Source organism: Limosilactobacillus galli, from assembly GCF_947381495.1.
GTDB classification, from domain to species: domain Bacteria; phylum Bacillota; class Bacilli; order Lactobacillales; family Lactobacillaceae; genus Limosilactobacillus; species Limosilactobacillus galli.
Map to the genome: position 1 here is coordinate 1 of NZ_CANCWK010000029.1, position 20,051 is coordinate 20,051.

18 protein-coding genes are annotated in these 20,051 nt (G+C 52.5%); 15 read left to right on the top strand and 3 right to left on the bottom strand.

Features of this window, described 5'->3' with window-relative positions; genetic code table 11:
* The first annotated feature begins 270 nt into the window (after window positions 1–270).
* From QOS10_RS06455 to QOS10_RS06470, 4 genes are all read left to right on the top strand, one after another.
* Window positions 271–987 carry a hypothetical protein gene (locus tag QOS10_RS06455; protein WP_283594561.1) on the top strand — a complete coding sequence of 239 codons (717 nt, stop codon included), beginning with the start codon at window positions 271–273 and terminating at the stop codon, window positions 985–987.
* On the top strand, window positions 959–3,067 hold the full coding sequence (locus tag QOS10_RS06460; protein WP_283594563.1) for an SEC10/PgrA surface exclusion domain-containing protein: 2,109 nt from the start codon (window positions 959–961) through the stop codon (window positions 3,065–3,067). Before QOS10_RS06455 ends, QOS10_RS06460 begins: the two co-directional genes overlap by 29 nt.
* Window positions 3,068–3,715 carry an LPXTG cell wall anchor domain-containing protein gene (locus tag QOS10_RS06465; protein ID WP_283594565.1) on the top strand — a complete coding sequence of 216 codons (648 nt, stop codon included), beginning with the start codon at window positions 3,068–3,070 and terminating at the stop codon, window positions 3,713–3,715.
* Between the two features lie 429 nt (window positions 3,716–4,144).
* Complete coding sequence (locus QOS10_RS06470) at window positions 4,145–4,720, top strand: Lreu_0056 family protein (protein WP_283594567.1); 576 nt, start codon at window positions 4,145–4,147, stop codon at window positions 4,718–4,720.
* Between the two features lie 141 nt (window positions 4,721–4,861).
* On the opposite strand, the gene QOS10_RS06475 is transcribed toward QOS10_RS06470, so the two are convergent.
* Together QOS10_RS06475 and QOS10_RS06480 are read right to left on the bottom strand one after the other, a co-directional pair.
* Window positions 4,862–7,750, bottom strand: a complete 2,889-nt coding sequence (locus tag QOS10_RS06475; RefSeq protein WP_283594569.1) for a YfhO family protein — start codon at window positions 7,748–7,750, stop codon at window positions 4,862–4,864.
* A gap of 199 nt (window positions 7,751–7,949) precedes the next feature.
* Window positions 7,950–8,696, bottom strand: coding sequence for a potassium channel family protein (locus QOS10_RS06480; protein WP_283594587.1), 747 nt, complete (start codon window positions 8,694–8,696; stop codon window positions 7,950–7,952).
* A gap of 154 nt (window positions 8,697–8,850) precedes the next feature.
* Here QOS10_RS06480 and QOS10_RS06485 point away from each other — a divergent pair, with 154 nt between their 5' ends.
* The 4 genes from QOS10_RS06485 (at window position 8,851) to QOS10_RS06500 (ending at window position 11,718) form a co-directional block, all read left to right on the top strand.
* A complete protein-coding gene (locus QOS10_RS06485) occupies window positions 8,851–9,351 on the top strand; it encodes a hypothetical protein (RefSeq protein ID WP_283594588.1) in 501 nt (166 codons plus the stop codon).
* A gap of 40 nt (window positions 9,352–9,391) precedes the next feature.
* Window positions 9,392–9,655, top strand: coding sequence for a hypothetical protein (locus QOS10_RS06490; RefSeq protein WP_283594589.1), 264 nt, complete (start codon window positions 9,392–9,394; stop codon window positions 9,653–9,655).
* Window positions 9,656–9,789: 134 nt separating this feature from the next.
* Window positions 9,790–11,130, top strand: coding sequence for an APC family permease (locus tag QOS10_RS06495; protein WP_283594590.1), 1,341 nt, complete (start codon window positions 9,790–9,792; stop codon window positions 11,128–11,130).
* A 336-nt stretch (window positions 11,131–11,466) separates the two neighbouring features.
* Complete coding sequence (locus QOS10_RS06500) at window positions 11,467–11,718, top strand: hypothetical protein (RefSeq protein ID WP_283594591.1); 252 nt, start codon at window positions 11,467–11,469, stop codon at window positions 11,716–11,718.
* On the opposite strand, the gene QOS10_RS06505 is transcribed toward QOS10_RS06500, so the two are convergent.
* The gene (locus tag QOS10_RS06505) at window positions 11,715–12,527 is read right to left on the bottom strand and encodes a Cof-type HAD-IIB family hydrolase (RefSeq protein ID WP_283594593.1); all 813 of its coding nucleotides are present in this window, start codon (window positions 12,525–12,527) and stop codon (window positions 11,715–11,717) included. The two genes, QOS10_RS06500 and QOS10_RS06505, sit on opposite strands and share 4 nt — an antisense overlap.
* Window positions 12,528–12,679: 152 nt before the next feature.
* Here QOS10_RS06505 and QOS10_RS06510 point away from each other — a divergent pair, with 152 nt between their 5' ends.
* The 7 genes from QOS10_RS06510 to QOS10_RS06540 all read left to right on the top strand — a co-directional run bounded on the left by QOS10_RS06510 (window position 12,680) and on the right by QOS10_RS06540 (window position 19,864).
* Window positions 12,680–14,059 carry an RsmB/NOP family class I SAM-dependent RNA methyltransferase gene (locus QOS10_RS06510; protein ID WP_283594594.1) on the top strand — a complete coding sequence of 460 codons (1,380 nt, stop codon included), beginning with the start codon at window positions 12,680–12,682 and terminating at the stop codon, window positions 14,057–14,059.
* 12 nt (window positions 14,060–14,071) lie between these two features.
* Window positions 14,072–14,938: an SPFH domain-containing protein gene (locus QOS10_RS06515; protein WP_283594595.1), complete on the top strand. Its 867-nt coding sequence runs from the start codon at window positions 14,072–14,074 to the stop codon at window positions 14,936–14,938.
* 12 nt (window positions 14,939–14,950) lie between these two features.
* Window positions 14,951–16,696 carry a sensor histidine kinase gene (locus QOS10_RS06520; RefSeq protein WP_283594596.1) on the top strand — a complete coding sequence of 582 codons (1,746 nt, stop codon included), beginning with the start codon at window positions 14,951–14,953 and terminating at the stop codon, window positions 16,694–16,696.
* Between the two features lie 2 nt (window positions 16,697–16,698).
* Window positions 16,699–17,430, top strand: a complete 732-nt coding sequence (locus tag QOS10_RS06525) for a LytR/AlgR family response regulator transcription factor (RefSeq protein ID WP_283594597.1) — start codon at window positions 16,699–16,701, stop codon at window positions 17,428–17,430.
* Between the two features lie 277 nt (window positions 17,431–17,707).
* On the top strand, window positions 17,708–18,115 hold the full coding sequence (locus QOS10_RS06530; protein WP_283594599.1) for a CidA/LrgA family protein: 408 nt from the start codon (window positions 17,708–17,710) through the stop codon (window positions 18,113–18,115).
* Window positions 18,116–18,130: 15 nt separating this feature from the next.
* Window positions 18,131–18,871, top strand: a complete 741-nt coding sequence (locus QOS10_RS06535; protein ID WP_283594600.1) for an LrgB family protein — start codon at window positions 18,131–18,133, stop codon at window positions 18,869–18,871.
* Window positions 18,872–18,895: 24 nt separating this feature from the next.
* On the top strand, window positions 18,896–19,864 hold the full coding sequence (locus QOS10_RS06540) for an L-lactate dehydrogenase (RefSeq protein WP_283594601.1): 969 nt from the start codon (window positions 18,896–18,898) through the stop codon (window positions 19,862–19,864).
* The last annotated feature ends 187 nt before the right edge of the window (window positions 19,865–20,051 follow it).

The following is a 20,051-nucleotide window of genomic DNA, read 5'->3' on the forward strand; positions in this document are numbered from 1 at the left end:
AAATCCTCCTGTACTGAATCTTATGTCTTCAGTATAGGGGGATTGGTCGACCGCGCCTAGACGTATCGTTATTGACTACTTACGTTGTGATTTGATTGTAGTAATTTTCGTGACCTATTGATCAGTGTTAAATATATTGCTTGATTAGACCACTCTTTATAGTAGAGAAGGACCGTCTTTTTGAGATGCTTCTTGATCGTTGCCGGAGTCTGATGTTCAAAGGGACAGATAGACGGCGATAATATACTTTGATTACTGGAGGAATTGCAATTGAATAGTAGTAAACGGATAGTTACTACGGCGACACTTGCTGCAGCAGCTCTTGCAGGGATTACGGTATCCACTAATGCGCAAGCTGATGAATTGACGAATAATAACGGGGTGAAGGCACAACAAAACGCCCAGGCCCCGTGGCAGACTAAACTTAATCAGGCCCAGCAAAGGGTGACCAGTGCCCAGGACAATCTGACGAATGCCAATAGTGCAGTCAGTGCTGCCCAAGGCAACGTAACCTCAGCCCAGGGACAGCTAACCAGTGCCCAGAATGCTGCTAGTGCGCAGCAGGCAGTGGTTTATAGTGCTCAAACGAATGTCAATTCTGCTAGTGCCGCAGCTAGTTCAGCCCGGCAAAACTTGGCTAAGGCGAAGACGTCAGCATCACCGGCAGAGATTGCCAAGACGAAGCAGGCGATTACTGATCAAAGCAAACAGGTTCAGGCGGACCAGATGGCATTGAACACGGCTAAGTCCGCAGCGGCAGAATCAAATAAAAAGGTTAACACGGCCAAGGACCAGGTAGCGACGGTTACCAACCAGCAGAGTGCTCAACAAGCCGCGGTCGCTAGTGCCAAACAGAGTCGTGATCAAGCCAATTCAGCATTGAGCGACGCCAAGAAGCAGACCGCCGAATCGCAGAATACCCTGACGACCGCACAGCAGGGTGTTGCAACGGCTAAGGATGGTATCTGCGGAAACGGCTTTGACTAATGCTCAGCAGGCCAAGGACGTTGCAACAAAGGACGTTACGAACGGTAAGAGTAAGGTTCAAGCAGCCGACGCAGCCGTGAAGTCAGCCCAGGATAATCAACAACAAGTGGCCGCTCAGGTTGCCGCAACCAACACGAAGTTAAGCCAGGATCGTGCAGCTCTCGAGACGGCTAGCCAGGCTGTTACGGCGGCTAAGCAAGGGGTTAAGCAAGCTCAGGATAATATTGTTGCTTTGCAGAACGCTTTGCCGATGTTTAATTTTACGTCCGAGCAGATTGCGACAACGAAGGCCTTGGCTCAAGAAATAGCTACTGACATTGCCAACTACCAGTATCTCGGAACATATACGATTCAAAATGCCAACGCCTTCCAAAATTGGGCTAATGCCATGACGAATAGTCAAATACAGTCTGATTTAGATATGGGGAGATTTAACGACTATTTTAAACAGATCGCGTCTACGTATAATAATTGGACCGATAATCTTCAAAAAGATCGTGATGAAACCGTTAATCTTAAAAACGTCACAGCTGACCAGGCTAATGAACTGTCAATCTTTACAGCTGACCTGCTTAATAAGATTGCCAATCAATTAGGAATTTCTGGGATAGTAAGTAAAGAGGTTGCGACTGTCGGTGCCAGTGAGCTTGCTAATGAAGTTGTTAAATTATGCGAAAAAGATGGGAAATCAGATGGTCACTATATTTACGCTCTTCACCAAGCTTATTATGACCATGGCTTAGCGAATACCCCGGCTAGTGATAGTGAAAAAAATACAATGGGTGAAAATGACTATGGAGAATCACTGTCGACCTATTTTAGCAGTAATCTTTCCAGCGAGATGAGCATGGCTGAGGTTAAGCAACAACTTGTTCAAGTCATCGCGGGGATGCTCTTTGTTGACAAGGGTTCTATGATGGGACACGCAATCTCCATGTGTGGACTTGACAATATTTATAACGCTAATAAGGAACAAGTTATTGGGGTTGCACCATCATTCGTAGAAACTAATGATGACAATGCTCTTTCCTTCCACATTAACCAGCCGCAATCAGATCTGCTTGATAGTGCTAATTCAAAGCAAGCGGGGATTACCACTCCTCTCCAGACGGGCAAGCCTTCTGATGGCAAGGCAGAATTGGCCCAAGCCCAGGCTACACTGGCTGCTAAGGAGAAGGACGCCGCTGCCAAGCAAACCGCCGTTGATGAGGACAACACCGAGCTCACGCAATTGAACAAGGATTTAGCTGCTAAGAAGCAGAAGACGCAACAGGCTCAGGCCCAGCTGGATACCGCTAGCGATGCCCTGAAGGGTTCCCAAACGGCTTTGACCAGTGCTCAGGATAAGATCACGGCAGCCAATGCCGCTCTGGCGAAGGCCCAGGCTCGATTACAGACTGCCCAGCAAGCTGTTGCCACGGCTACGCAGGACGTAGCCAAGGCCCAGAAGACACAGCAGGATAAGCAGACTGCCCTTAACAACGCCCAGACGAAACTAAACAGCGAACAAAACAAGCTGGACACTATTAACCAGCAGTTGAAGGCTCAACAGGCAAATCTGACTACTGCTCAACAGGCTGCTACTAATGGGCAACAGACGGTTGCTGCCGCTACCCAGGCGCTCACAAAGTCTCAGGCAAAGTTGCAGAACCTGCAGAACCAGTTACAGGCTATGCAAGGACAAACGAAGGCAATTCAAGAAGCTCAAACCGCTTTGACCAAGGCGACTGCGGCCCTTACCGCAGCTGAGCAGGAACTGCAGAAGCAACAGGCTGCCCTGGTACAGTTGAAGAAGACCGTAAGTGATAATCAGGCCAAGGTTGCCGATGCCCAGGCTAACCTGAAGAAGGCCCAAACTACGGCTGCGGCTGCCAAGAATGCGCTGGCAAAGGCTAATGCCGAGCTTGCTAATGCCCAGCCTGATTCCGTAAAATATGGCAAGCTGGTTAAGATTAAAGCGGTCGTAATCACGGTCGGTGACAAGCTTCCTAACCCGATTATTGATAACGGTAGTATCGTGGTGGACACGCCTTCTACCCAGTCAATTGTACTGATGACGTTAGCCGCCGCTTCTGATTAGTTGCCTGCCGGAACGATTGCCAAATGGGCTAACTATGATAAGGTAAATCATGATGCTGCTAAGGCTGGAACGTATGCAGAGGATGTGCTGGTTATCTTCCCAGACACGTCGACTTACACAGTTAAGGGAGTAACGTTGACGGTAAGGCCGGCTAGCGTCCAGCCAACACAGCCAAGCACCCAGCCGACGCAGCCAAGTGCCCAACCAACGCAGCCGAGCGCCCAGCCGACGCAGCCAAGCACTCAGCCAACGCAGCCAAGCGCTCAGCCGACGCAGCCAAGCGCTCAGCCAACGCAGCCAAGCGCCCAGCCAACGCAGCCAAGCGCCCAGCCGACGCAACCAAGTGCTCAGCCAACAGCTCAATCGATTGAACAGTCTACTCAAGCAGGAACGAAATCGGCAGAATTAAGCGAGCAGGCTGTTGAGCACTTAACTAGTGCTCAAACCGTAAGCTCACGTGGCCAAGTTGCACTAACCAATACCGGATCACAAGCAACTAAAGCTATCACTGGTCAACAAAATTCAACTGACCAGGCAGCAAAGCAATTGCCACAAACAGGAAATAATAATAACCAAGCAATTGCACTGATTGTTGTAGCATTTACTGCTGCTTTAAGCTTGCTCGGTATCAAGAAACGTCGTAACTAGCATTTTGTTTAGCTTAGTTAAGCAGCGCGTGTCCAGATTTGGGCACGCGCTGCTTTAGTTGTAGGATCGGCTATTAATCTTCAACGGTCGCTAACTAAATGACCAGCTTTTACGTCAGCCAGCTTAAAGTCTGCGGCAGGCTGAGCGTGGGTCTCATGATGCATCCAGGAGTGATATAATAAAGATATTATCAATCTGATAGGAAGTGCAATCATGGACAAAAAGAAGATCCTTCACCAGCTCTGGAACCTGCTGCAGCTGTGCATTGCCGCGCTGCTTCTCTACTACATTGTTAACTACTTGGATATGTTGATTAAATAGTCAAAGAGCAGCCCGGGCGTTTTACCCGGGCTGCTCTTTACTTGGCGGTGTGCTCACCGAATTAGGCTAAAATAAACATTGAATACATTGCTTTGGAAGTGACAGAAAATGAAAAAATTAGTAACGGGAATGGCCACCGGCATCGCGGCCTTGATACTGGCCGCCTGTGGGAGCCAGGCAAAGAGCAGCTCAAGCAGCAGTTCCAGTAGCTCGTCCAGCCAGGTTGCTAAGAGCACGAGTTCGCGCAGCGCTTCCTCGATGACGGCTAGTTCTTCATCGGCGGAGACCAACGTTGACAATAAGAACGTCGGCGTATTTGTGGCGCTGCTGGCCAGCCCGGATTGGTTCAAAGAGGGCATTGACGGCGGGATGTACTACGGTGACAACGCCGCAAGCTATGATCTTGGCAAAAACATGGCTGGTTATAGTTTTATTACGGCCAATGGTGACCCGACTAGTTATATTTATTATAAGGTCAACGGCGACAATGTAACCTACAAGCAGTGGGTCCCTGGTGAAGACTCGGTTGCGGATGGCCACATGGAAACTAAGACCATTAGCCTGTCACGCCTTGAGAATGATTACTACGTTAACCAGGACCAGAAGAATGAGATCGATGGTTACGCCAACCAGTTGAAGTCGGAGGCAGATTACGTCAGTTCAATGAAGGATGACGACAACTAGGCACCCATTGACCGGATCACAGGATGGGTGAGTAAGCCTGTTAAATTAATCAAATAGTCAAAAAAACAGCGCGGACAAACTCCGCGCTGTTTTTTAGTTCCATTCGGTACTGAAAGAAGCAATTCTGATCAGTACCGTTTTTTAGTGTTGACGATATTTGAAAACCCAGGTGATGATCGCAGCGATGGCTGTCCAACAGAGCCCGACCAGGGAAATCAGTGCCCCGGTCCGCAGCCCGGGCGTCTGATAGGTAAAGACGACCTGGTGGCTTCCCCGTGGCAGGTAGACCCCGAGGAAGGCTTGGTTGGTGCGGACGGTCTTGGCCGGGTGACCATTGACCATGACCTGCCAACCGCCGGAGTACGGAATGGACGAGGTCAGGACCCCCGCCCGCGGCGTCGTAATCCGCCCGCTGACCCGGTTACGACTGAATTGCAGATTGGTCAGGGCGTGCCGCTGAATATTCCGCACCTCCTGGGTGTAGTTGCTATCCAGCTTCTCGGCGACGACCCGGTACTTGAGCTCATAATTCCCCAGCTTGGATGGCTTGAAGGTCAGCTTCTGCGGCAGGTTGCCGTCGTAGTAGCCGATGTTCAGGGTGCCGTTGGTGACGTGCTTGAAGAGCGAGAGGACGTTCTGCTTGGCCTGGATGACGCTGGCCGTCCCGAACCGGCTGGAGTAGTTCAGCTGGAACGAGATGTCCGGCGAACCATTCAGGACGTGGTAGCGCCAGTAGCGGTACTTGTTGAAACGCTCGTTAAAGACGCTCCCCGGGTTATTGGCCATGGCCTGCCGGTGGTGCATATCGTGGTCGATTTGCTCCTTCATGGTGAAGGGCGTGTACTTGATCTTGCTGAACTCGATGTGGAGCTCGCTGCCCCGAACCCGCTGGCGGAAGGCCTTGCTTTGCATCTGCGGAAACTGAAGCTGGTACTTCTCATCGCTGTCGATGTACTTGAGCTTGGCCGGATTGATCGTGTTGAAGCGGTTGGAAACCAGGGTACTCTTGAGCGGGATCACGGTCCGGTGGAGCTTAGCCGCCCGCATCCCCGTCGTCGGCCCGTTCACCACGACCCCGCTGGCCAGGGCCCGTTCCTTTTCCGTCGGTGATAGCTGCTGGTAGCGGGCATGGCTGATGTAGCGGTCCTGCCAGTAGATCAGCGGGAAGGCATTGTTGGTCTTGTAGCGCTCGGTCTGAATCGGAATCAGCTGGTCCTTACTGGTAGCGGAGCTGGGTTGGCCGACGTCGTAGTTGATGATTGGCTGGCTGGTCTTATCGAGGAAGTAGCCCGCCGGAAGCTTAGTCGCGTTGGCCCCGTTGCTCTGGACAAAGAGGTAGCGGACCCCGAAGAAGTTGTTCATTACGGTCCGGTCATCAGCCTGGCGGATCGGAATGTTGGCCTGGTACTGGTTGTTCTGCAGGCTGGTATTGAACTCGCCGAGGTACTTGTTCTGCAGGGAGTAGTAGGAATCGATATTGTGCAGGCCTGAGGTCAGGTCGTTATCGAGGTTGGGCCCCGCAATGATCTGGTTCTGGCTGATGGTCGAAACCCGGTAGCTCGGGGTCCGGCTCAATCCCTGGTCCAGCCCCCCGTAACGGTTGGCCGTGATGGCCTGGTATTCGCCCCGGGAGAGCATCTTGTCAGTGAAATCCCCTTTATATGGAAAGGCGGCGTAGATAGCGTTGAAGCCGGCATTGAGGAGGACAATCGCCAGCAACCAGCGGTCCGGGAAGCGGGTTTTATGAAAGTTGATCAGCCAGAGAGCCATCAGGGAGATGATCAGGAAGAGGACCGGCATGAAGATGTCGTCGTTGTTGGCGAAGTAAAAGGTAGCGATCAAGACTGCCAGGTAGATGATCGTGGCCACGTTGAGGATCCAGAGGGTGTGGCGGCTGAACTGCGGGGCGTCCTGGGCGAGAATGCAGACCGCCATGGCCAGCGGCAGGTAGATCAAAAGAGTCCACCGGTTGGAGGCTGACATCATCCCGTTGAAGAAGGCGCCGACCGCCGGGATCAGGAGCATGACCAGTGATAGCCCCAGACTGATCGTCAGTAGGGGGTACTTCTTGGGCCGGGAGTAGATGTAGACCAGGGCCAAAAAGCCGATTGAGACCACCCCGAGGGCCGTCCAGTACATGAAGTACCACTGGCCCCCGTTGATCAGCTGCTTAGGCAGGAAGAGGTAGTAGTAGAGTGGGTAGACCTTCAGGCCGTTGGCGAACTGGGCCCCAGTCCGGGTTGAATTGGTGACAGCGATGATCTCGGGCACCAGGAGGACTGCCGAGAGCAGGAGACTGGTCACGGTGGCAAAACTCAGCTTGCCCAGGGTGCGGAGGTAGTTCAGGTTAGTCCGGTCGTGGGTCAGCACCCGCAGAACCAGGTAGGCCAGGGCCCCAATGCCGAGGACAAAGGCCAGGTAGTAGTTGCTAATCAGCATCCAGGTGAAGACCCCGGTCAAGGGCCAGGCCGAGCCACCCTTAAGAACCCGCTCAATTTGGACCACGATCAATGGAAAGAGAATGAAGGGGGTCGTGAAGAAGGGCTGGGCGACGGCCGCGTACAGGAGAAAGGCGTTGACCGTGTAGGCAACCGTCCCGATCAGGATGACATGGTTGCGGAAATTGAAGTGCTGGGCGAAGTAGACGAAGGCTAGGCCGACGCAGTACATCCGCACCATCGCGATCACCTGGTAGGCCATCGTCATCTTGGCCGTCGGGAAAAGGAGGGCCAGGTAGGCGAACACGTCGCCGATGGTGTAGTAGGAATAGACCTGGAAGGTGTCGGTTCCCAGCCCCATCTGCCAGGACCAGAACGTCAGCCGGCTGGGGTGGTGGAGAAATTCAATCAGGGCCGCCCGGTACTTGACCAACAGCGGCAGGTGCTGGTTGAGGGCGTCCTTGCTGAGGATGAAGGTGTGCCCGGTGACCAGGTAGGTGCCGAAGATGCAGGCCGCCAGGAAGATGAATATGACGGTGTATTCCAGATAGAGTTTGCGCAGGCCGTGTCGGCGGGTGAATGAAAATTCCATGATTGCTCCTTGAAAATGAAAAAATAAAATCCTTAAACATTCTAGCATTTAATTACTATGGATGCAGGAAAAGGTTAGCGTTGTAATCTAGTAATGAATAATTCAAGTTATGTTATAATGCTTTCAGAGATGAAGTCGCCAGGTTTATGGCACACAAAGGCCCTCAGCAAGGTTGCAAGATGCTGAGGGCTTTTTCTTGTTACTTCTCCTTATGATGTTCTCCCTGCTGCTGGTCGATCAGCAGCTGCTTGATCTCGTTGAGTTCGGCGTGGAGCGCGTGATTTTCGGCCTCCAGGCGGTCCAGTTGCTGGCCCATCTTGGCCTCGTCCTCCTTGGCGAAGAACTCGGTGATTGTCCCGGTCAGCATCCCGATGAAGCCGATGCCGAGCAGCATCAGGATGATGGCAGCACCCCGGCCGATCCCGGTTTTGGGGATGACGTCGCCGTAGCCGATCGTCGTGGCGGTCGTGATCGCCCACCAGAGCGCAGTTCGGTAGGAGACCCGTTCGGAGATACAGAACATCGCGGCGGCCACCATGATTACGGCGACACTGATGTAGAGGTAGTAGACCAGTTCGTTGCGCTTGAAGAAAGTGGCCAGCCGTCCGGTGAAGCCGACCAGGCGGAGGAGGCGGAAGAGCTTCAGCATCTTGAGCGTCCGCCCGATTTGCGAGATTCGGAAGAACGAAAACAGGGAGCTGGCGGGGATGATCGAGAGCAGGTCGAAGATGTTGTTTTTGAAAAACGCCCGCTTATCCTTGGCCCGGACCAGGCGGGTAAAGTAGTCGATGGTGAAGACGAGCCAGATCCCGTTATCGATCAGGCTATATGGGTAGGCATCGATGTTGATCTGCTTAGCGTAATAGGCGATGAGCATGACGATCGAGATGATCGCGAGGATCGCAATGATGATTTGATAAGTAATGTAGGTTAGTTTGTTGTGCACGATTTGCGCCACTTTCCGGAGTTAAATTTAGTTTCTGTAATAATAATAGTATAATTAGGGTAAATACAGTAGCAGAATTTTAACTTTAGACCGAAAGCCGGTCATCCTCGGTGGCACCGCAGTCACCGGGAATAGTAAAGAGATGGGGACAGAGATGCTTAACAAGAGTGACTTACAGTTGATTGAATCAGAACTGATCGCTATGGAGGAACCCTACCTGGCGACCTTAGCCAACGACATTCACACGAACGAAGCCGACCTGATGGCGGTCCACCGCGGCGAGACCTTTGTCACGAGCCTCAGCCTGAGTGTCCTGCAGCGGATCAACGCCTACTTCCGCGACTACCCGCCGTTCAACAGCGACACGGGCGAGGTCATCGACGACCTCGACCAGCTGCGGCTGAGTTGTGACTACCGCCACATCCGAGACCTCCTTCAGCAGGAGATCGTCGAATATAACTTCTATCACGATACGAACCTGGACGCCTACAGCCCGATCTGGATCGAGCGGGATCCGGGTGAGGGCTACCGCGCAATCGTCAACTTCTACCTGCCCGCACTCGGCGGGGTGCCGCAGAGCGAGACGACCCTCTACCAGAGCCTGGTGGGCGACGTGATGACCGAGATGGCGATCATGGGCTGGCAGTTTGAATAGTTTGTCGCAGGAACTACAATGAAAGTGGAGGATGATGAACATGAATAAGACGTTTATGAGTGGCTACTATCAGGGTGTCATCGAGGTGGCCCCAGCATCGTTGTCCGCTGCCAAGGTTGAGGAACTGGCGGTGACGATGACCGTCCAACACCTGCGCCATGCTGGCGAGGCCGTCACGACCATCCACGATTTTTTAGTGGACGGCCTGCACGCTGACGCCCGTCTGGTCAGCCGCTACATCAATTGCAATGCAGGTGAGCTGGAAACCGCCCAGGCGCGGATCCTGGCTAGCGCCTTCAACTAAATAATTTTCCCGCAACCCCTTGTTTATCATAAGTGAACAGGGGCCTTTTCATGCCCTAATCTAATTTTAATCTTTTCTTAATTAAAAAGATCTGATACAATAGTGAAAATTAATTGTAAAAGGATGTGATTAGGATGGAGAAACCACAATACACGACTGAGGAGCTCAACCGTTCCTTAGGCCTGTGGTCAGCATTGTCAATCGTCATTGGAACGATCATCGGTTCCGGAATCTTCTTCAAGCAAGCTTCAGTATTGGATAGTGCGGGTTCCTCCACCCTGGCACTATTAGCCTGGATCATCGGTGGGGTGATCACCTTGACCTCGGGACTAACGATTGCGGAAATCGGGGCCCAGATGCCCTATACCGGTGGCCTCTATGTCTACATTGAAAATATTTACGGGCGGCTTTTGGGCTTCCTGTCTGGCTGGATGCAAGCGATTGTCTACGGCCCGGCGATTATCGCCGCCGTGGCCGGGTTCATGAGTATCCTGATGACGGAGCTCTTCAGCCTGTCGGCAGCCTGGCGAATTCCTCTGGCGGTGGTGACGATCCTGGCGATCGGGGGGATGAACCTCCTCGATAACCGAGTGGGGGCCGGCTTTGCGATTCTGACGACGGCCGGAAAGCTGATCCCGATTGCAGCAATTATCATCTTCGGCCTCTTCTTCGGCCATGAAAGCGCGCTCGGTCAGACGGTCAGCCAGGTTCACCAGGCCAGTGGCAACTTCGGGGTGGCCGTGCTGGCAACTCTGTTTGGTTACGATGGCTGGATTTTGATTGCCAACCTTGGTGGGGAGATGAAGAATCCCCAGAAGATTTTGCCCAAGGCGATCATCATCGGGATCACAACGGTCCTGGTGATTTACACCCTGATTACCTTCGGGGTCTTCCGCTTCCTGCCGGCCGCTAAGATTCACCAGCTGGGTGAAGGGGCCACCGGCTACCTGGCAACGGCGGCCTTCGGAAGGGTCGGCGGCCGCCTGCTGTCAATTGGGATTATCATCTCAATGATGGGGACGATCAACGGGAAGATCATGACCTTCCCCCGAATCGTTTACGCCATGGCCAAGCGCCGCGACCTGCCGTTCTCACGTTACCTGTCATACGTTACTCCAAAGGCCAAGGAACCGGTAGTGGCGATCGGTTTCATCATCGCCCTGGCGACGATCATGATGTGCTTCTTTGATCCAGACCACCTATCAGACCTCTGTGTCTTCACGGTGTACTGCTTCTACACACTGGCCTTCTTCGGAATCTTTATCCTGCGGCGGCGCAACCGCGGGCAGGGACGGCCGTTCTCAACGCCGCTCTATCCGTTGATCCCGCTGATCTCAATTGCCGGAGGGATCTTCGTCTTGATCAGTGAGGCCTTCAATGATCCGTGGGGCGTAGTTCTCTTCGTCGGGATCACCATCCTGGGCCTGCCCGTTCTCTGGGTCGTTAAGGAAATGGATAAACGGCGGCAAATCTGAAAATAACCATAAAAAGAGCCTTGCTTAACTGAGCAGGGCCTTTTGTTTATGAATTTTTATTTAATTTTTAGCCCGAGCCTCCTATAATAAGGATATGACCCTGTCTTAAAAGATGCGGATAATAAAAAAGGCCCCGTGCTAAGCGGCGCCTAGGTAATTCTTGCGGAAAATAAGGAAGGAGCCATGAATGATTTAATCACTTGGTTCCTCCCGGTAGAAGTATGTTGGTGAAAGCAATTGCAGAATTGCCTTCATTGCTATTATAACAAATCTTTTATAATAGGGTTAGTAATGCGTAATAATGAATTTATATTAAGCTTGAAAGAAGGCAGAATGATGCGGCAAAAGGTTTCAATTGGCCTGGCTATCCTGGGCCTGGCCATCATCATCTATGCGCTGATACTAGTAGACGGCCAGAACCGGTTGGCAACGATCACCCTGGGGGTCATTGTCGCCTGTGGCGGGGGTGTGATGATTTTATTCAACGGTCAGGCATTCCAGAATCACCGGGCGACGAGTCGGCTGATCACAGTCTTGTTTGTCCTGGTCATCATCGGCTACTTGCTGAAGATGACGGTGATGGGCTAGACAGATAGCTTAAAGTAGTTCTGGAGGTACTTGGCCAGACCATTGTGATCGTTGTCGACGGGGGTAACATCGTCGGCAACTTTTTTAATGGCTGGAATGGCATTTTGCATGGCAATCCCGCGGCCCGCAGCGTCCAGCATTTCTAAGTCATTGTGCTCGTCTCCGAAGGCAATGATGTTCTGGCGACTGATATTGTACTGCTTGGCAATGTAGTACATCCCGGACTCCTTGTGGGTTCCCCGGTGAATCAGCTCGAGGATGTGATACTTGCCGCCCCAGACCCGAGGCTCCACGAAGTCACCATACTTCTCGTTAACGGTCTTGATGATGTCCTGCTCGTGCTCGGGCTGGTATTCAATTGTCAGGGCGATCGGGTTGCTGTTGAGGTTGTTTGCCGTCAGCAGCTGGTCCTTAGCGAGGCGGTTCGGCAGGAACTCTGGCAGGTGGTTGCTGGCGTGGTTAGCCCAGACATGGAGCTTGTTTTCGACCGTGATGGTGTCGATGCCGAGCTTCTTGTGTTGGGCAAGCAGGTCGAGAGCCAGCTCCTGGGTCAATTCGACGTCGTATTCCTTATCCCAATGTTGGTGCGGGATGTGGGCCAGGGCCCCATTGAAGTTTACCATTGGAGTCTTGATGCCAATCTGGTCATAGATCCGTCTGGCAATTCGATAGGGCCGACCGGTGATGATGCTGACGATGTGACCCTCCTTGGCGGCCGCCCGCAAGGTCTTGATCGTTTCTGCCGTCAATTGTGACTCATTATTAAGGGTGGTTCCATCGAGGTCGATGGCAATTAAGTGTTGATCCAATGTAAGTTCACTTCCTAAAAACAATTTTTAATTTTACATTATACGCGAAAGATGCTGGAAAGTTAATCGATTTGCCATAATCCCCAACATGGGCAGTTCAGCTTGTCTAAAAAATACGGTACAATAGAAGACAGCTAAAGGAGTGGAACAGTTTGCAATTACCAGAGAAATTCATTGAGAAATATCAGCGTCTGCTGGGCGACGAGGCCCCGACCTTTTTAGCGTCCTTTGACCAGCCTAGCCAGAGCGGCTTCCGGGTTAACCCCCTGAAGGCCGCTCCACAGGCGACCATTGACCAGGCCGCTGGCAAGGTGCCATACGTGCCAACTGGTTACTACGGTGGGGTCGACGGCAAGTCCCTCGACCACGTCACCGGGGCAATCTACAGCCAGGAACCGTCCGCCATGTACGTGGGAGAGGTCGTTGATCCCCAGCCCGGTGAACGGGTCCTCGATCTCTGTGCGGCTCCCGGTGGGAAGACGACCCACCTGGTTGCCAAGATGCATGACCAGGGCCTGCTGGTGGCTAACGAAATTTTCCGCAAACGGGCCAAGATTCTGGCCGAAAACCTGGAACGATGGGGGACTACCAGTACGGTAGTTATGAACGAGAGCCCGGCCGACCTGGAGGAACAGTTCCCGCAATTCTTCGACCGGATCCTGGTTGATGCTCCTTGCTCAGGCGAAGGGATGTTTCGCAAGGAGCCGGCCGGAATTGAGTACTGGAATCCCGCTTACCCAGCCGAGTGTGCCAACCGGCAACGTAAGATTCTCGCTTCAGCTATGAAGATGCTGAAGCCGGGCGGCATCCTGGTGTACTCGACCTGCACCTTCGCTCCCGAGGAGGACGAACAGAACCTGGCCTGGCTATTGCAGAACTACTCGGATCTGAAGACGGTGCCGGTTAAGAAGTATCCAGGGATGGACGATGGCCGGCCGGAATGGGCTGATAATAATCCGGCCATCCGCGATGCTGTCCGGCTCTTCCCGCACCACATCAAGGGGGAGGGGCACTTCATTGCCAAGCTGCAGAACGGTGACTTGGTCTCAGTTGAGGCGGCCGCACCAGCCAAGCGGCACCGCAATAAGAAGAAGCGCCGTCAGCAACGGCCAAGCCTGGACAAGCAGGATCAGGCTGAGTTTGCGGCGGTCCGCGATGTCCTGCTGCCGGACTACCAGCCAAATCGCCTGGTAACGTTCGGCGACCAGCTGTACGCTCTGCCTAAGGGGATGCCTGCGGACCTGGCCGGGATGACCATCCTGCGGCCCGGCCTGCACCTGGGGACCTTCAAGAAGAACCGCTTTGAACCAGCCCTCGCCTGGTCACTGGCGACCGATCCGGCGACCTGCCCGCGGGTCCTGGAGCTCAGCCATGACCAGTGGCGGCAGTACGTTCACGGCGATGTGGTGACGATCGATTCGCCAAAGCAGAACGGCTGGTACCTCTTGGCCTGCGATGGGCACACCACCGGTTTCGGCAAGCTGGTCGGGACCACGATTAAGAATTTCTATCCGAAGGGCTTACGTTTCTAGGGGGAATCAATAATGAAGGAAAAGAATGCGTTTCATGTTAACGGTTATTTAGGCCTGCTGATCGCCATTGTCGGTGCTCTGGCCGCCTGCTGGCTGGTCTTTCATGGCCACCGGGCCGGTCGGATGGGGCCGATCATCACCGGCGGGATTATCCTGGCAATCGTGATCATCTTCAGCACCTCGCTGACGATCATCCAGCCGAACGAGGCCAAGGTATTGACCTTCTTCGGAAACTACATCGGGACGATCCGCGATGCCGGCCTGTTTATGACGGTGCCCTTTACCGACAAGCAACGGGTCTCGCTGCGGGTCTGCAACTTCAACAGTCAGATCCTGAAGGTCAACGACTCCAGGGGGAACCCGGTGGAGATTGCGGCCGTGATCGTCTACAAGGTTGTTGATACCGCCAAAGCGCTCTTCTCGGTCGATGACTATGAGCAGTTCGTGCAGATTCAGAGCGAGTCGGCCGTCCGGCACGTGGCGAGTGAATACCCATATGACACCTTTGAAGATGATAACGCCCTGACCCTGCGGAGCAACCCGACCGAGGTTTCCAACCGCCTGACCGCCGAGCTCCAGGACCGCTTGAACGTGGCCGGGATCAAGATTATTGAGACCCGGCTGACCCACTTGGCCTACGCTACTGAAATCGCCAGTGCCATGCTCCAGAAACAGCAGTCGGCGGCCATCCTGTCGGCGCGGAAGATCATCGTCGAGGGGGCGGTCTCCATCACCGAGGATGCGATCGACCGCCTGGCCAAGGAGGCTAACCTGAACCTGACTGATGAGCAGCGCCTCCAGATCATCAATAACATCATGGTGGCCATTATCAGTGAACGGGGTACCCAGCCGGTTATCAACACCGGAACCCAGCAATAAGGTGGTTCGGCGATGTTTTACCTAACAATCCTAATGATCGAGCGGGTCGGCTTTGTGATTATCCTAGCCTTCCTGCTTGTCAACATTCCAGCATTCAGACGGTTAATGTCCTCGGACCGCTGGATTGATAAGGTCCAGCTGACCATCATCTTCGCTATTTTCGCAATCTTGGCCAATAGTACGGGGATCGAAATCGACCCGGCTAACCGCCTCCATGATAAGGTCTTTTTGACGGCCATCTCGAAGGACTACTCAATTGTCAATGCCCGGATCCTGACCGTTTCGGTTGCCGGGATCATCGGCGGCCCCTGGGTCGGCGGTTCAGTTGGCCTGATCGCTGGTCTGCACCGGGTCATGCTCGGGGGAATGGCCACCGAGTCCTGGTTCTATGTGCCGAGTTCGGTCCTGATCGGGTTGCTGTCCGGTTACCTGTATAATGACCGCCGGAATCCCTTTGCGGTGATGAGTCCCGGGCATGGTTTCCTGGTCGGACTCTTGATGGAGACCATTCAGATGATCTTTATCTTCCTATTTAGTCCGACCGGCTGGACCCTGGTCCGCTACATCGCTCTGCCAATGATTCTGATCAATTCGATCGGGACCTCGGTCTTCCTCTCGATCATCGGGATGTTCCGACGCCAGGAGGCTGAAACCCGGGCCATGCAGACCCACTCGGTCCTGGAACTGACCAAGGAGACCCTGCCTTACCTGCGGAACGGCCTCAATATGCAGTCTGCCCGGCAGGCAGTGCGGGCCATCATGAACCACACCAACTTCGATGCCGTCAGCATTACCGACTGCCAGACCATCTTGGCGCACGTCGGGGCGGGGAGTGATCACCATATTCCCGGCAAGATGATGCTGACCCACCTTTCGGAGATTGTGATCGAGAGCGGCCGGGTTCATATCGCCCATAACCGGGACGAGATCGGCTGCAGCCACCGAGACTGTCCGCTGGAGGCAGCGATTGTGGTCCCACTGCGAATTAAAAATAAGGTTGTGGGAACACTGAAGATGTACTATACGGCCGCCTGGCGTTTGACCCCGGTTGAGATCCAGCTGGCGGAAGGCCTCGGGGAGATCTTTGCCAGCCAGATTGCCCTCGGTCAGGCCGAGATGCAGGCCAAGCTGGTCCGGGATGCCGAGATCAAGGCATTGCAGGCCCAGGTGAACCCGCACTTCTTCTTCAACGCTATCAATACCATCAGCGCGATGATGCGGCGGGATAGCGAGCAGGCTCGGCAGCTCCTCCTTCAGCTGAGTACCTACTTCCGGGCGAACCTGATCGGGGCCCGTTCGACCCGGATTACCCTGGCCCAGGAACGGGAGCACGTCAATGCCTATCTGACCTTGGAGCAGACGCGTTTCCCGGACCGCTTCAAGGTTCACTTCAATAACCAGGTAGGGGATGACGTTCTCTTGCCGCCGTTTACCATTCAGGTGCTGGTGGAGAATGCCCTGAAACACGCCTTTGGCCACCGGATGCATGGCAACATTGTCAACATCGATCTAACGGCGGTAGATAATCGCCTGCAAATTAAAGTGAAGGATAATGGGGAAGGAATCGCTCCTGATGTTCTTGGCAAACTCGGTCACGAGCCGGTTCATTCCGAGCATGGGACTGGAACTGCCCTACAAAATCTTAATCAACGTTTAATCGGTCTTTACGACAAGCGGAGTCAGCTGAACTTCGCTACTGGTAAAAATGGGACCACGGTTACAATTTCAATTCCGCTAGTTACGAAAGGGGAACCATAATCATGAAGGTGTTAATTGTTGATGATGAGCCGCTTGCTCGTGACGAGCTTCACTACTTGGTTGAGCGGAATCCACAGGTGACGGAGATTTTCGAAGCCGAAGGGGTAGTGAGCGCTCAGCAGGTCGTGAATAAGGAACACCCCGATCTGATGTTTCTGGATATTCAATTGACGGACGGCAGCGGGATGGCTCTGGCGGAAAGTCTTAAGAGCCAGCCCAACCATCCCTACATTGTTTTCGCGACGGCCTATGACCAGTATGCGCTCGATGCCTTTGATGCTGATGCCATTGACTACCTATTGAAACCATTCTCCCAGCAACGGGTAAATGATGCTATTGAACGGGTCGGCAAGCTGGTGAAGCCCGCACGTTCAGCGCCCGACGTTCAGCGTCAACAGGATAATCCTCGCCTGTCACTGACCAATGATGAGCGTACGATTAGCCTGCAGAAGGACTCGATCCTCTATCTCCAGACCCAGGATGGGGTGACCTCGGTTTGGGCCAAGGGCGGGCACCGGGTGATCAGCAAGCAGCCGCTGACCAACCTGCTTAAGCAGCTGGATCCCGCCCAGTTCATCCGGATTCACCGGAGCTTCGCCGTTAACCTCGACATGGTCAGTGAACTTGAGCCCAGCTTCAATCACACGTATGAGCTGACCCTCAAGGACGGCAGCAAGGTCCCGGTCAGCCGGTCCTATGTCACGCCAGTCAAACAGGCGCTGGGGATGCAGTAGTATAAATGTAAAAAGTTGTCGAATTGAGAAGCCTTTCTCATTCGGCAACTTTTTTGCATTTGGCATTAATTCGTGCAGCTCAGTCAGCTTTGTGGGCAGATGAGCAAAAATAATGGTATTTCATCCGGGGGAGAGGGCATTTCAGGATGAATTTGGGCTATTTCAGTGTGAAAACACGCACAAAGTCAAATATTGCGTTAACATTACAGCTGTAATGATATTGCAAACGCAATGTCGAGCAATTATTTCTATTTATTTCTGTGGGAGGGAATATATTATGGACAAGAAGGATAAAAAGCCAGAAGCTTCCAACATTTATGTTCAAATGGGAATCTTCGCTGCTATTCTGTTTGTTTCTCAATTGATCTCTGATCTTTTTCCAAAGAGCTTTGTTGTGCCAACCCCTCTGATTGGTATGGTATTGCTTTACATCTTGCTGGCTTGCCACATTGTTAAGCTGCACCAAGTTGAAAAGTTCGGTACGTTCATGATTGGTCTTATTGCATTCCTGTTCGTTCCATCAGGTATCCAATTAGCCGCTCACTTGGACATCATGCGTCGTGAAGGTATCCAAGATGTATGTGTTATCATCATCTCCACGATCATCCTGTTGATCGTTATTGCCTACGTTGGTGCCTTAGTTATGAACATTCACCACAAGATCACTGGTAACAAGAAGGACTAGGGGGCGCAATAAATTATGTCAGCTACAATTGCAACAAATCTAGCATTACCATTCACTGGTATTTTCATTTCATTGATTGTTTATCTTATTGGTATGTGGTTAACCAAGATTAGTAATGGTTTCTTCCTCTTCAACCCACTGCTGGTTGGGATGGTCTTAGGTATCGTTGTCTTGGCTATCTGGGCTAAGAGCACTGGTTCTACTACCGCTGCTGTTTACACGAAGTACTACCTGCCAGGTGGTAACATTATCTTCTGGTTCTTGAACCCAGCTACCATGGCCTTCGCTATTCCTGTTTACAAGGTTAATGACACCTTCAAGAAGTACTGGTTCGATATCATCGTTATCTGCTTCGTCGGTGGTTTCATTTCCCTGTTCCTGATTCAATTAGTATCTAAGCTCTTCGGTCTGTCCGCTGCTTCAACTGCTTCTATGCTGCCACAAGCTGCTACGACTGCCGTTGCTATGCCTATCGCCGCTGGTGTTCACGGTGTTCCTGCCGTTACTGCTATGGCATGTATCTTAAACGCCGTTGTTATTTACGCCTTGGCTGAATTCTTGATCAAGGTTCTGCGCCTCGATAAGATTTCCGCCGTTGCTACTGGTTTAGGTTTAGGTTCTGCCGGACACACGGTTGGTTCTGTTAAGGCTCTTTCCCTTGGTGAAATTCAAGGTGCTATGGCCGGTGTTTCAGTTCTGATCATTTCTCTGGCAATGGACATCTTGGTTCCTATCTACGCTAACCTGTTCATGTAATCAGCTGACGGAGGATAACCGATTATGACCAACAATCATCAAAAAGTCGTCCTTGTCGGTGATGGTGCGGTAGGTTCAATCTACGCATACGCAATGGTTCAACAAGGCCTTGCTGAAGAGTTCGCAATCGTCAACCTGACGAAGAAGCGGGCCGAAGGTGATGCTCTAGACCTGGAAGACGCAACTGTCTTCACTGCACCAAAGCAAATTTATGCTGCTGATTACGATACTTGTAAAGATGCTGATGTAGTAATCATCTGTGCGGGTGCGGCACAGAAGCCTGGTGAAACTCGGCTGGACCTGGTTGGTAAGAACCTTAAGATCATGCGTGAAATCGTTCAACCAATCGTGGCCAGTGGCTTCGACGGGGTCTTCATTGTCGCTGCCAACCCGGTTGACATTCTGACCTACGCGGTTCAAAAGATCTCTGGTTTCCCAACTAACAAGGTTATCAGTTCTGGAACTTCTTTGGACTCTGCTCGCCTGCGGGTGGCACTGGCCAAGCGATTTGGAGTTGACCCACGGGATGTCGATGTCAACGTCATGGCTGAACACGGTGATTCTGAGTTTGCTGCCTACTCAAGCGCAACGATCGGTGGGTTGCCACTGTACGAGCTTGCTAAGCGGGAACACATTTCTCAGGATGATCTGCTGAAGATCGAAGATGATGTTCGTAACAAGGCTTACGAGATCATCAATCGGAAGGGTGCCACCTACTACGGTGTTGCTACCTGCCTGATGCGGATCACGAAAGCTATCCTGCGTGATGAAAATGCAGTTCTGCCAGTTGGTGCCTATGTTGATGGCGAATATGGTATCAAGGATCTGTACCTTGGTACTCCGGCTGTTATCAACGCCAACGGGATTGCGAAGGTTATCGAGGTACCCCTTGATGAACGTGAGCAAGTTGCAATGACTAAGTCAGCAGAAACGTTAAAAAAGACTGCCACTGATGGTATGACTAAGGTTGGCTTAGTTAACTACCTCTGGTAATCAGAAAAACTCGCTAGTGAATTTTCACTGGCGAGTTTTTTGTTTTTTAAAGGATCTTTGCTGAGTAGTAAGGGTGAAGGGAATTTTAAGAATTAGATCAAAATGCTCTGAGTCAACCACCACGCCCTAAAGGACGTGGCTTGTGAGCAAACACCCTTCTGATGAGTGCTTGAACCACAATTTGCAT

Excerpts from the sequence above, each read along its gene's own strand:
- QOS10_RS06515 (WP_283594595.1), top strand. The coding sequence starts at position 14,072 with ATGAAGGAAAAGAATGCGTTTCATGTTAACGGTTATTTAGGCCTGCTG.
- QOS10_RS06475 (WP_283594569.1), bottom strand. The coding sequence starts at position 7,750 with ATGGAATTTTCATTCACCCGCCGACACGGCCTGCGCAAACTCTATCTG.
- QOS10_RS06520 (WP_283594596.1), top strand. The coding sequence starts at position 14,951 with ATGTTTTACCTAACAATCCTAATGATCGAGCGGGTCGGCTTTGTGATT.
- QOS10_RS06470 (WP_283594567.1), top strand. The coding sequence starts at position 4,145 with ATGAAAAAATTAGTAACGGGAATGGCCACCGGCATCGCGGCCTTGATA.
- QOS10_RS06540 (WP_283594601.1), top strand. The coding sequence starts at position 18,896 with ATGACCAACAATCATCAAAAAGTCGTCCTTGTCGGTGATGGTGCGGTA.
- QOS10_RS06460 (WP_283594563.1), top strand. The coding sequence starts at position 959 with ATGGTATCTGCGGAAACGGCTTTGACTAATGCTCAGCAGGCCAAGGAC.
- QOS10_RS06500 (WP_283594591.1), top strand. The coding sequence starts at position 11,467 with ATGCGGCAAAAGGTTTCAATTGGCCTGGCTATCCTGGGCCTGGCCATC.
- QOS10_RS06485 (WP_283594588.1), top strand. The coding sequence starts at position 8,851 with ATGCTTAACAAGAGTGACTTACAGTTGATTGAATCAGAACTGATCGCT.
- QOS10_RS06490 (WP_283594589.1), top strand. The coding sequence starts at position 9,392 with ATGAATAAGACGTTTATGAGTGGCTACTATCAGGGTGTCATCGAGGTG.
- QOS10_RS06535 (WP_283594600.1), top strand. The coding sequence starts at position 18,131 with ATGTCAGCTACAATTGCAACAAATCTAGCATTACCATTCACTGGTATT.
- QOS10_RS06495 (WP_283594590.1), top strand. The coding sequence starts at position 9,790 with ATGGAGAAACCACAATACACGACTGAGGAGCTCAACCGTTCCTTAGGC.
- QOS10_RS06530 (WP_283594599.1), top strand. The coding sequence starts at position 17,708 with ATGGACAAGAAGGATAAAAAGCCAGAAGCTTCCAACATTTATGTTCAA.
- QOS10_RS06525 (WP_283594597.1), top strand. The coding sequence starts at position 16,699 with ATGAAGGTGTTAATTGTTGATGATGAGCCGCTTGCTCGTGACGAGCTT.